The organism is Streptomyces sp. FH025, from assembly GCF_017427025.1.
Taxonomy (GTDB): domain Bacteria; phylum Actinomycetota; class Actinomycetes; order Streptomycetales; family Streptomycetaceae; genus Kitasatospora.
Genome location: NZ_JAFLNG010000188.1, coordinates 1 through 11,761 on the forward strand (window position 1 = coordinate 1; position 11,761 = coordinate 11,761).

General features: G+C 72.7%; 11 protein-coding genes. 8 read left to right on the forward strand and 3 right to left on the reverse strand.

Features of this window, described 5'->3' with window-relative positions:
- Positions 1-325: 325 nt before the first annotated feature.
- Complete coding sequence (gene gcl / locus J0670_RS15780; RefSeq protein WP_207812202.1) at positions 326-2,122, forward strand: glyoxylate carboligase; 1,797 nt, start codon at positions 326-328, stop codon at positions 2,120-2,122.
- Between the two features lie 152 nt (positions 2,123-2,274).
- Positions 2,275-2,763 (forward strand): glutathione peroxidase, encoded by a 489-nt coding sequence (locus tag J0670_RS15785; protein WP_207812203.1) that lies wholly within the window; start codon positions 2,275-2,277, stop codon positions 2,761-2,763.
- Between the two features lie 82 nt (positions 2,764-2,845).
- Here J0670_RS15785 and J0670_RS15790 read toward each other — a convergent pair whose 3' ends face one another.
- On the reverse strand, positions 2,846-3,784 hold the full coding sequence (locus tag J0670_RS15790) for a LysR family transcriptional regulator (protein WP_207812204.1): 939 nt from the start codon (positions 3,782-3,784) through the stop codon (positions 2,846-2,848).
- 96 nt (positions 3,785-3,880) lie between these two features.
- Here J0670_RS15790 and J0670_RS15795 point away from each other — a divergent pair, with 96 nt between their 5' ends.
- The 4 genes from J0670_RS15795 (at position 3,881) to J0670_RS15810 (ending at position 7,892) form a co-directional block, all read left to right on the forward strand.
- Positions 3,881-4,585 carry a succinate dehydrogenase cytochrome b subunit gene (locus J0670_RS15795; protein ID WP_207812205.1) on the forward strand — a complete coding sequence of 235 codons (705 nt, stop codon included), beginning with the start codon at positions 3,881-3,883 and terminating at the stop codon, positions 4,583-4,585.
- Entirely contained in the window at positions 4,582-6,525 is a 1,944-nt protein-coding gene (locus J0670_RS15800) for a fumarate reductase/succinate dehydrogenase flavoprotein subunit (RefSeq protein ID WP_207812206.1), read from the forward strand. Before J0670_RS15795 ends, J0670_RS15800 begins: the two co-directional genes overlap by 4 nt.
- A complete protein-coding gene (locus J0670_RS15805) occupies positions 6,522-7,259 on the forward strand; it encodes a succinate dehydrogenase/fumarate reductase iron-sulfur subunit (RefSeq protein ID WP_207812207.1) in 738 nt (245 codons plus the stop codon). The genes J0670_RS15800 and J0670_RS15805 overlap by 4 nt, the downstream gene beginning before the upstream one ends.
- A gap of 324 nt (positions 7,260-7,583) precedes the next feature.
- Complete coding sequence (locus tag J0670_RS15810; protein ID WP_207812208.1) at positions 7,584-7,892, forward strand: hypothetical protein; 309 nt, start codon at positions 7,584-7,586, stop codon at positions 7,890-7,892.
- 64 nt (positions 7,893-7,956) lie between these two features.
- Here the strand turns inward: J0670_RS15810 and J0670_RS15815 are convergent, their stop codons facing one another.
- Positions 7,957-8,874 (reverse strand): alpha/beta fold hydrolase, encoded by a 918-nt coding sequence (locus J0670_RS15815; protein WP_207812209.1) that lies wholly within the window; start codon positions 8,872-8,874, stop codon positions 7,957-7,959.
- A gap of 88 nt (positions 8,875-8,962) precedes the next feature.
- Complete coding sequence (locus J0670_RS15820; RefSeq protein WP_207812210.1) at positions 8,963-9,901, reverse strand: DUF2797 domain-containing protein; 939 nt, start codon at positions 9,899-9,901, stop codon at positions 8,963-8,965.
- Between the two features lie 133 nt (positions 9,902-10,034).
- On the opposite strand from J0670_RS15820, the gene J0670_RS15825 reads away from it, so the two are divergent.
- Positions 10,035-11,261 carry an epoxide hydrolase family protein gene (locus J0670_RS15825; protein ID WP_207812211.1) on the forward strand — a complete coding sequence of 409 codons (1,227 nt, stop codon included), beginning with the start codon at positions 10,035-10,037 and terminating at the stop codon, positions 11,259-11,261.
- A gap of 16 nt (positions 11,262-11,277) precedes the next feature.
- The coding region (locus tag J0670_RS15830) for a maleylpyruvate isomerase N-terminal domain-containing protein (RefSeq protein ID WP_207812212.1) at positions 11,278-11,761 on the forward strand (484 nt) is incomplete at its 3' end.

Genomic DNA, 11,761 nt, shown 5'->3' on the forward strand with positions numbered 1-11,761 from the left:
CTCAGTTGGACGTCACGGGCCCGGCGTGCCACCGACGGTACCCAGGTCGGCGGGGCGGGCCGACCTCGGGCACCACCCCTTCACCGGCACTGCACGCCGGGTGCGCTTTTCCGGCCCGGAGGCTCCGCTTCCCCGGGTACACCAGAGCGGTCGTCGTCCTGGCGTGCGAACCTCGACCACCTTTCAACGTTCTGTTGAATCTCCTCTTGACGCCCCGACGAGAACCGCCCTACCGTGATTCCACATACAGAAACCGTTCTTCCGTATAGTGGAATTCTGGAGATGAGCCCTCCGAGCCACTGCGGGCCGACGCAGGAGTGATCCGATGCCTCGTATGACAGCCGCCCGCGCGGCCGTGGAGATCCTCAGGCTCGAAGGCGTCGACGTCGCCTTCGGCGTGCCGGGCGCCGCCATCAACCCGTTCTACGCCGCGCTCAAGGCCTCCGGCGCGATCCGGCACACCCTCGCCCGGCACGTCGAGGGCGCCTCCCACATGGCCGAGGGCTACACCCGGGCCGCGGCCGGCAACATCGGCGTGTGCATCGGCACTTCGGGCCCGGCCGGCACCGACATGATCACCGGCCTGTACTCGGCCATCGCCGACTCCGTCCCGATCCTGTGCATCACCGGCCAGGCGCCCGTCGCCCGGCTGCACAAGGAGGACTTCCAGGCCGTCGACATCGCCTCGATCGCCCGCCCGGTCACCAAGGCCGCCACGACCGTGCTGGAGGCCGCGCAGGTCCCCGGCGTGTTCCAGCAGGCCTTCCACCTGATGCGCTCCGGCCGCCCCGGCCCGGTGCTGATCGACCTGCCGATCGACGTCCAGCTCACCGAGATCGACTTCGATCCCGAGGCCTACCAGCCGCTGCCGGTCTACAAACCGGCCGCCAACCGGGTCCAGATCGAGAAGGCCCTCGCGCTGCTCCAGGAGTCCGAGCGCCCGCTGATCGTGGCCGGCGGCGGCGTCATCAACGCCGACGCCTCCGAACTGCTGCGGGAGTTCGCCGAACTGACCGGCGTCCCCGTGGTGCCGACCCTGATGGGCTGGGGCACCATCCCGGACGACCACGAGCTGAACGCCGGCATGGTCGGCCTCCAGACCTCGCACCGCTACGGCAACGAGACCTTCCTCGCCTCCGACTTCGTCCTCGGCATCGGCAACCGCTGGGCCAACCGCCACACCGGCGGACTGGACGTCTACACCGCGGGCCGGAAGTTCGTCCACGTCGACATCGAGCCCACCCAGCTCGGCCGGATCTTCGCCCCCGACCTCGGCATCGCCTCCGACGCCAAGGCCGCGCTGGAGCTCTTCCTCCAGGTCGCCGGGGAGCTCAGGGCCGCCGGGCGGCTCAAGGACCGCAGCGCGTGGGCCGCCGCCACCCAGGCCCGCCGGGCCCGGCTCCAGCGCCGCACCCACTTCGACGACGTGCCGCTCAAGCCGCAGCGGGTGTACGAGGAGATGAACCGGGCCTTCGGGCCGGAGACCCGCTACGTCACCACCATCGGCCTCTCCCAGATCGCCGGCGCCCAGCTGCTGCACGTCCACAGGCCGCGGCACTGGATCAACTGCGGCCAGGCCGGCCCGCTCGGCTGGACCGTCCCGGCCGCGCTCGGCGTCGCCACCGCCGACCCCCGGGGGCAGGTCGTCGCGCTCTCCGGCGACTACGACTTCCAGTTCATGATCGAGGAGCTGGCGGTCGGCGCCCAGCACCGCATCCCGTACGTCCACGTGCTGGTGAACAACTCCTACCTGGGCCTGATCCGCCAGGCGCAGCGCACCTTCGACATCGACTTCCAGGTGAAGCTGGAGTTCGAGAACGTCAACGCGCCGGAGCTGGGCGTCTACGGCGTCGACCACGTCAGGGTCGCCGAGGGCCTGGGCTGCAAGGCGATCCGGGTCACCGAGCCCGAGGGCCTGCTGCCCGCCTTCGAGGAGGCGAAGAAGCTGGCGGCGGAGTTCCGCGTCCCGGTCGTGGTCGAGGCGATCCTGGAGCGGGTCACCAACATCTCGATGGCCGCCGCCGACATCGACAAGGTGAACGAGTTCGAGGAGACCGCGACCCTCCCCGAGCACGCGCCGACCGCCATCCGGCCGTTGGCGCCCCACCCGTCGGCGCCGTGAACCCGCCACGTGGGGGCGTACGCGCCGCTCCGCACGCCCCCACGTGCGCGGAACAGCGGAACACGGGCGGCGCCGGCGCGGTTGAGCCGTCCGGGACCGCTACCGTGTGCCCGGGCGACACCCCCTGCCGATCCGCCGAAAGGACCTCCACCGTGAGCCTCTACGACATCCCGCTGCGCACCCTGGCCGGCCAGGCCGCCTCGCTGGCGGACTACAAGGGCAAGGCGCTGCTGATCGTCAACGTCGCCTCCCAGTGCGGCCTGACCCCGCAGTACACCGGCCTGGAGAACCTCCAGAAGCGCTACGCCGAGCGCGGGTTCACCGTGCTGGGCTTCCCCTCCAACCAGTTCGCCGGGCAGGAGCCGGGCAGCGCCACGGAGATCCAGGCCTTCTGCTCGACCGAGTACGGCGTGACCTTCCCCCTGTTCGAGAAGACCGACGTCAACGGCGAGGACCGGCACCCGCTGTACGCCCGGCTGACCGAGACCGCCGACGCCGAGGGCCAGGCCGGGGACGTCTCCTGGAACTTCGAGAAGTTCCTGGTCTCCCCGGACGGCACCGTCGCGGCCCGGCTGCGGCCGCGCGTCGAGCCGGAGTCGGCCGAGCTGATCACCGCGATCGAGGCCGTGCTGCCGGCCTGACCCGACTGCTGACGGCCTGACCCGACTGCTGCCGACATGGCCCGCCGGGCCGACGGAGGGGCCGCCGCTTTCGGCCCCTCCGTCACAGCAACAGCCGCGTGCCCGGCGGAAGTTCACCCGATCCGGCGGCGTCGTGCAGGTGCGCCAGCAGGGTGGAGCGCAGCGCCTCGGCGGCCCGGGTGGGCGGCACCTCGCGGCCGTGCGCGACGGCGATGGTGCGGCCCAGGCCCGGCGCGGCGAACGGGGTGACGGCCAGGCCCGAGCGCGCGGCCACCATGCCGGGCACCACGGCCGGTCCGAGCCCGGCCCGGACGAAGCCCAGCACCGCGTCCATCTCGCCGCCCTCCACCGCGAACTCCGGCTCGAACCCGGCCGCCCGGCAGGCCGCCAGGGTGGCCTCGCGCACGTCGTAGCCCTCCCGGAACATCACCAGTGGCCGGCCCCTGAGCTCCGCGACCCGGACCGTGCGCCGTGAGCGCCGCGCGGCGGAGGCCGCCGAGGCGGAGGCCACCAACACCAGCTCCTCGTGCAGCAGTTCGGTGACCGCGAGGGCGGGCGCCGCCTCCCCGCTCGGCGGGGTGATGATCAGCGCGAGGTCCAGCTCCCCCGCCGCCAGCCAGCGGACCAGGTCGCGCGAGCCGCCCTCGCGCACCCCCAGCGCCACGCCCGGGTAGCGGTCCCGGAAGACCCGCAGGACGTCCGGCACCAGGCTGGTGCACAGGCTCGGCGGCGCGCCGAGCCGGACCCGGCCCCGGCGCAGCTGCACCGTCTCCTGGACGGCCAGCCGGGCGGTCTCGGTGTCCGCGAGGATGCGCCGGGCCAGTGGCAGCAGGGCGTCCCCGGCGTCGGTCAGCGCGATGTTGCCCCTGGTCCGGTGGAACAGTTCGGAGCCCAACTCCCGTTCCAGCGCCCGGATCTGCTGGGACAGCGACGGCTGGGCCACGTGCGCGGCCTCGGCCGCCCGGGTGAAGTGCCGGGTCTCGGCGACGGCCACGAAGTAGCGGAGTTGCTGGAGCTGCACATGACCAGCTTAGGCGGTCCCGATAGGCCACAGCTATCGTCACCAGCCGCAGCATGTCTTGGACGCACTCTGGTGCCTGTCCCTACCGTTGCTGCCATGACAACCGCGACTCGGACGGACCGGCATCCGTCCACCTTGGCGATCCTGTGGCGGTCGACCGTCGGCAAGAAGGCGGTCATGGCCGTCACCGGACTGGCCATGCTGCTGTACCTGGTCGCGCACATGCTGGGGAACCTGAAGGTCTTCTTCGGCCCCGACGACATCAACGGCTACGCGGCCTGGCTGCGCACCATCGGGCAGCCGTTCCTGGGCCACGAGTGGTTCCTGTGGCTCGCCCGGGTCGGCCTGGTGGCCGCCGTGGTGCTGCACGGCGTGTCCGCGTACCAGCTCAGCCGCCGTGACCTCGCCGCCCGCCCGAGCAAGTACGTGCACCAGCGCCGCCGGGCCAGCTACGCGACCCGCACCATGCGCTGGGGCGGGGTGATCCTGGCGCTGTTCATCGTCTGGCACGTCCTCGACCTCACCACGCTCACCGTGAACCCGGTCGCCGAGCACGGCCACGTCTACCAGAACATCGTGGGCACCTTCGGCCGCTGGTACAGCGACGTGATCTACATCGTCGCGATGCTGGCCGTCGGCCTCCACATCCGGCACGGCTTCTGGAGCGCCGCGCAGACCCTCGGCGCCAACAACGCCCGCCGGGACCGGGCGCTGAAGCTGACCGCCAACGGCCTGGCCCTCGTCCTGACGGCCGGCTTCCTGTCCGTCCCCGTGGCCGTGATGACCGGAGTGGTGAAGTGAGCTACCTGGACTACACCGTCGGCGAGCCGATCGCCGACACCAAGGCCCCCACCGGGCCGATCGAACAGCGCTGGGACCAGCGGAAGTTCGACGCCAAGCTGGTCAACCCGGCCAACCGGCGCAAGCACACCGTGATCGTGGTCGGCACCGGCCTGGCCGGCGGCGCGGCCGGCGCCACCCTCGCCGAACAGGGCTACCACGTCGTCCAGTTCTGCTTCCAGGACTCCCCGCGGCGCGCCCACTCGATCGCCGCCCAGGGCGGCATCAACGCGGCCAAGAACTACCGCAACGACGGCGACTCGATCCGCCGGCTGTTCTACGACACCGTCAAGGGCGGCGACTTCCGCGCCCGCGAGTCCAACGTGCACCGGCTCGCCCAGGTGTCGGTGGAGATCATCGACCAGTGCGTGGCCCAGGGCGTGCCCTTCGCCCGCGAGTACGGCGGCCTGCTGGACACCCGCTCCTTCGGCGGCGTGCAGGTCTCCCGCACCTTCTACGCCCGCGGCCAGACCGGCCAGCAACTGCTGCTCGGCGCCTACCAGGCGCTCTCCCGGCAGATCGCCGCCGGGAACGTGGAGATCCACCCGCGCACCGAGATGCTCGACCTGCTGGTGGTCGACGGCCGGGCCCGCGGCATCGTCGCCCGCGACCTCGTCACCGGCGAGATCACCAGCCACACCGCGGACGCGGTCGTCCTCGCCACCGGCGGCTACGGCAACGTCTTCTACCTCTCCACCAACGCCAAGAACTCCAACGCCACCGCGATCTGGCGGGCCCACCGGCGCGGCGCCTACTTCGCCAACCCGTGCTTCACCCAGATCCACCCCACCTGCATCCCGCGCTCGGGCGACCACCAGTCCAAGCTCACCCTGATGAGCGAGTCGCTGCGCAACGACGGCCGGATCTGGGTGCCCAAGGCCAAGGGCGACGACCGACCGCCCGCGCAGATCCCGGAGGACGAGCGGGACTACTACCTGGAGCGGATCTACCCCTCCTTCGGCAACCTGGTGCCGCGCGACATCGCCTCCCGGGCCGCCAAGAACGTCTGCGACGAGGGCCGCGGCGTCGGCCCCGGCGGACAGGGCGTGTACCTGGACTTCGCCGACGCCATCCGCCGGATGGGCCGGGACGCCGTCGAGGCCAAGTACGGCAACCTCTTCGACATGTACGAGCGGATCACTGCCGAGGACCCGTACCGGGTGCCGATGCGGATCTACCCGGCGATCCACTACACGATGGGCGGGCTCTGGGTCGACTACGACCTCCAGACCAGCATCCCCGGCCTGTTCGCGATCGGCGAGGCCAACTTCTCCGACCACGGCGCCAACCGGCTCGGCGCCAGCGCGCTGATGCAGGGCCTCGCCGACGGCTACTTCGTGCTGCCGCCCACCATCAACGACTACCTGGCCCGCAACCCGGTGGCCGCCGTGCCCGCCGACCACCCGGTGGTCACCGAGGTCGAGGCGGAGGTCGAGGACCGGCTCAACCTGATCCTCGCGGTGAACGGCGACCGCACCCCGGACTCCTTCCACCGGGAGCTCGGCGAACTCCTCTGGGACGAGTGCGGGATGGCCCGCGACGCGGCCGGTCTGAAGCGCGCGCTGGAGCGGATCCCGCAGCTGCGCGAGGAGTTCTGGCGCCGGATCAGGGTGCCCGGCACCGGGCAGGAACTCAACCAGTCGCTGGAGAAGGCCAACCGACTGGTCGACTACTTCGAGCTCGCCGAGCTCATGTGCCTGGACGCGCTGCACCGCTCCGAGTCCTGCGGCGGCCACTTCCGCACCGAGAGCCAGACCCCCGAGGGCGAGGCCGCCCGGCGCGACGAGGAGTTCTCCTACGCCGCCGCCTGGGAGTTCACCGCCACCGGCAACGCGCCCGTCCTCCACCGCGAGGCGCTCGACTTCGAGTACGTCCACCCCACCCAGCGGAGCTACGCATGAACCTCACCCTGCGCATCTGGCGCCAGGCGGGCCCGGACGCCCCCGGGTCGATGACCACCTACCAGGTCAGCGGGATCAGCCCGGACATGTCCTTCCTGGAGATGCTCGACACCCTCAACGAGGAGCTGATCACCCGCGGCGACCAGCCGGTCGCCTTCGACCACGACTGCCGCGAGGGCATCTGCGGCGCCTGCGGCATGGTCATCAACGGCCAGGCGCACGGCCCCGAACGGACCACCACCTGCCAGCTGCACATGCGGCACTTCCGCGACGGCGACACCATCGACGTCGAGCCCTGGCGGGCGGCGGCCTTCCCGGTGGTCAAGGACCTGGTGGTGGACCGCTCGGCCTTCGACCGGATCATCGGCTCCGGCGGCTACATCACCGCCCCCACCGGCAGCGCCCCCGAGGCGCACGCCACGCCCGTGCCCAAGGAGGCCGCGGACACCGCCTTCGAGCACGCCGAGTGCATCGGCTGCGGCGCCTGCGTGGCCGCCTGCCCGAACGGTTCGGCGATGCTGTTCACCTCCGCCAAGGTGGTGCACCTCAACGTGCTGCCGCAGGGCGCGCCCGAACGCTCCGCCCGGGTGCGGGACATGGTCTCGGCGATGGACGCCGAGGGCTTCGGCGGCTGCACCAACACCGGCGAGTGCGCCACCGCCTGCCCCAAGGGCATTCCGCTGCCCAGCATCGCGGCGATGAACCGGGAGTTCCTGCGGGCCGCCCGTAGTTGACACTCCCATGGACGGTCGGCCCCTCGCGTTCGGTGCTCGTCGCGAGGGGCCGACTCCGTGCGGGGGTGGTTCGCGCTCCCCGTACGGGTGGTGGATCGCGGCGCGCGGTGCTTCCCCGCCGGAAATCGCGCTACGGTGGTCCTCCGCTACGGAAGGACGGCATATGCCCGAGGTTCAGTCCTGCTCCGGCTGCGGCGGGTCCGGGGGGACCCAGAAGACCGAGGCAACGGTCGAACTGGACGAGGAAGGAAGCATGGTGCCCAGCGTCCACACGTTCTGGTCGCCCTGCGGTCGGTGCCACGGATCCGGGACGGTGATCGTCGGATGAGGTTGGTCTTCGAGTGCGTCGAGTGCGGCGGGCACTACCTGCCGCCGGAGGACATGCGCTACCCGGAGGGGCCGGCCTCGCCGGTCTGGTGCTCCGACTGCCAGAGTGCCAAGCGCGCCGCCGGGGTCCGGGAGGATCCGCTGCTCGCCCGGGTCGCGCTGGCCGCCGCCCGGGCCGCGCTCGCCCGGCACGCCGCCGAGCCCGTCGAGCCGGCCGCCGGCCGCGGCGACGTCCGGCCCTCCCGGCCGCCGCTCTCCCGCCGGGCCCGCTCGGGGCCGGGCGGGGTGCGCAGCAAGCTGGGCTGATCAGCCGGTTTCCCGCTCAGCCTGCTTCCCGCTCAGCCCGATTCCCGCTCAATCGGCTTCCCGCTCAGCCGGTTTCCGCGAGGAACTCCTCCAGCAGGTCCGCGACGGCCTCCGGCGCGTCCTCGGGGCTGTAGTGCCCGACGCCCGGCAGTTCCACGGCCCGGCCGCGCGGGAACGCCTCGGCGAACAGCGGCAGGAAGTGCCGGGCCCCGAGGGTGCGGTCGGCCGTACCCCAGAGGGCGAGCGCGGGCAGCGCGGCCAGGGCCGCACGGGCCTCGGCGCTCGGGGTCTCGAACACGTGCTCGCCGGTCGCGAAGCCCTTCGCCCAGCCGAGCGCCCCGGCGGCCTCCGCCCGGGTGGGGAACGGCGAGCCGTAGGCGCGCAGCCAGGTGTCGGTGATCAGGGCGTTGTTCTGGAAGCCGTTGAGCTTCAGGGTGCTGAGGATCGTGTAGCCGAGTTCGCCGAGGACGGCGTCCAGGCTGCCGTCGGCGTGCGCCCGGGCGATCCAGCCGAACCAGGGGGACTCGGCCGCGTTGGCCGCGAGCGTCGCGCCGAGGCCGGGCTGGCCGAACGGCGTGGGCCCGTTGACGCTCACCACCCGGGCGATCAGCCCGGGGCGCCGGGCGGCCAGGCCCATGCCGACGGGACCGCCGAAGTCGTGTAGGACGAGGGTGAGTTCGCGCAGGCCGAGGTCGTCGACCAGCGCCTCCAGGTTGTCGACGTGGTCCTGCAACCGGTACCGGCGGTCCGCCGGGGTCGCGCTCTTCCCGAAGCCCATGTGGTCGGGGACCACCACCCGGTGGGTCGGGGCCAGCCGGCGGACCAGGTCGCGGAAGAGGTAGCCCCAGGTGGGTTCACCGTGAAGGCAGAGCACGACGGGGCCGGAGCCCTCGTCGACGTAGTGCATCGGGAAGCCGGGGGCCGTACTGAAGTGCGGCCTGTACGGGAAGGTGCCGTCGAAGGTCTCGTGGGCGGCGATCATGGTCGAACTCGCTCCATGCTGGTAGCAGGTTGAAACCGGCAGGGACGAGGCTAAGGCCTGCGGTTTCAATACGCAACCAGCATTGGGGTCAGAAGAGCGCCTCCTGGGTGTCCGGCTCCGGCGGGCGGACGCGCTCCTGGAGGGTGAGACCCTCGGCCGCGCGACCCACGACGGGGGTGAGCGTCCAGCCGGTGAGGCGCCGGGTGTCCAGCAGCAGCGGGCCGGAGCCGTCCGGCTGGTCGAGGAAGAGGTGCCGCCCCACCGGCGGGCGCAGCCGGCCCGCGATCACCGCCCCGTCGGCCAGGCCGGCGATCTCCCGGTAGCTCTCGGGCGCGCCGGCGCCGAGCCCGAAGCGGTCGACGTGGTCGACCACCGGGCGGTCGGCGAGCAGTTCCACGGCGTGGCCGTCCAGCAGCCGGTGCGCCCGGGCGCGGGCTTCGGTGAGCACCGTACGGCGGTGCGGGGCATCGCCGTGCGCCCACCAGTGGTCGGTCTTGACACGGGACTTGAAGCGTTCGCGGGCCATCCCCGAGGCGGCGACGGTGAGTTCGGCGCGGCGCACCGCGGGCAGGCCGCCGCGGGCGGTGAACGCGTAGGCCAGCGCGCCCTGTTCGAGCAGTCGGCTGTCGCCGCGCTGCTCGGCGGTCAGGCCGACCTTCAGCAGGCCCTCGCCGAACCAGGCGAGGTAGAGCAGGTAGGTGCGGCCGTCGTCGAGGATCATGTCCCGGGCCAGGGCCAGGCCTCGGTCCACGCTCTGGCAGGCCGGGCACTGCGTCGCGCCGCCGTCCGGCTCGATCACCGCGTGGTGCGGGCAGGGCGTGCGCTCCGTCGCCCCCGCCAGCCAGGCGCCGACGCAGCGGCGCGGGCCGCCGAGCAGCCAGCCCACCTCCGCCCCCGGCGCGACGGCACGCTCGTGCACCCGGGTGCCGCGCACGGCACCGAGCAGGGCGCGGCCGTCGTGCCAGCTCAGGCCGGTGGAGACCCAGCCGGCGGGAGGCTGGGGCCGCTGCGGTGCGGGGATCGTCACGGGCATCCTTCCTGGGGGTTCTCGACCTGGCGAGGTTACCTGCCGGCACTGACAGGCAGCCCACCGTCCCGAGGCACGGGTGGTGTGGATAGGTTGCTGTGGCAGACCCGGCAGACCCGGTAAGGAGCCCCGGATGGACACCGCACCCTTCCCGCTCTCCCCCACCCCGATCCACGTGCCCGACGAGGTGCTCGACGACCTCCGGGACCGGCTCGCCCGCACCCGTCTCCCGCTCGGCGAGCCCGACGACCCGTCGTACGGCGTGCCCCGGGCGCGCCTCGCCGACCTGCTCACGTACTGGCGCGACGGCTACGACTGGCGCCGCGCCGAAGCCGCGATCAACGCCTACGAGAACTACACGGTCACGGTCGACGGCACCCCCGTGCACTTCCTGCGCCGGGCCGGCGTCGGGCCGCGCCCCGTCCCGCTGATCCTCAGCCACGGCTGGCCGTGGACCTTCTGGCACTGGTCGAAGGTGATCGACCCGCTCGCCGACCCCGGCGCGCACGGCGGCGACCCGGCCGACGCCTTCGACGTCATCGTCCCCTCCCTGCCCGGCTTCGGCTTCCCCGGCCCGCTCACCGGGCACCCGGACCTCACCTTCGTCCAGGTCGCCGACCTCTGGCACAGCCTGATGACCCGCACCCTCGGGTACGGGCGCTACGCGGCGGGCGGCTGCGACATCGGCGCGCTGGTCTGCGGCCAGCTCGGCCACAAGTACGCCGGCGCGCTGTACGGCATCCACATCGGCTCGGGCCAGCGGCTCGACTTCCTGAGCGGCGACCGCGCCTGGAGCATCACCCAGGGCCGCCCGCTGCCCGACGACCTGCCCGACGGTATCCGTGAGCGGGCCCTCGCACTGGAGCGCCGCTTCGCCGTCCACCTCACCACCCACATGCTCGAACCGGCCACCCTCGCCGCCGGTCTCAGCGACTCCCCGGCCGGCCTGCTCGCCTGGCTGCTCGCCCGCTGGGACGGCTGGAGCGAGCACGACGGGGACGTGGAGAAGGTGTTCAGCCGGGACGACCTGCTCACCCACGCCACCGTCTACTGGGCCAACAACGCCATCGGCTCCTCGATCCGCTACTACGCCAACATCGACCGCCACCCGTGGCGGCCCTCGCACGACCGGTGGCCGGTGGTGGAGGCGCCGACCGGGATCACCTTCGTCGGGTACGAGAACCCGCCGGGCGTCAGCACCGACCGGCGGGTCCAGAGCTTCCTCGACAGCGACCGGGCCGCCTGGTACAACCACGTCAACCTCACCGCCCACGAGCGCGGCGGCCACTTCATCCCGTGGGAGAACCCCGGGGCCTGGGTCGACGACCTGCGCCGCACCTTCCGCTCCCGGCGGCCGTGAGACTAGCCTCCGGCGCATGATCGAATCACCGACGCCCGACGACCTCGCCCTCGCCGTGCGGCTCGCCGTCGACACCCTGCGCGGCGCCCCGGCCGACGCCGACTGGTCGCGGCCCGCCGGCCCGCTCACCTGGAGCTGCTGGGAGACCGTCGAGCACCTCGCCGACGACCTGCTGGCGTACGCCGCCCAGCTCGGCCCGGCGCGGCCGCCGGGCGACCGGTACGTGCCCTTCGCGGCCACGCGCCGGTCGCCCGGCGGGCCGAACAACTTCGTCCGCGCCGAGCCGGCGAGCGGTGTGCCGGGGCTGCTCGAAGTGCTGGACGCCAGTGGGGGGTTGATGGTCGCCGTCGCCCGCGTCGCCCCGCCGGACGTGCGCGCGTACCACCCGTGGGGCCTCGCCGACCCGACCGGCTTCGTGGCCATGAGCCTGACCGAGACCCTGGTCCACCTAAACGACGTCACCCAGGGCCTCGGCCTGCCGTGGGCCCCGCCCGATCACC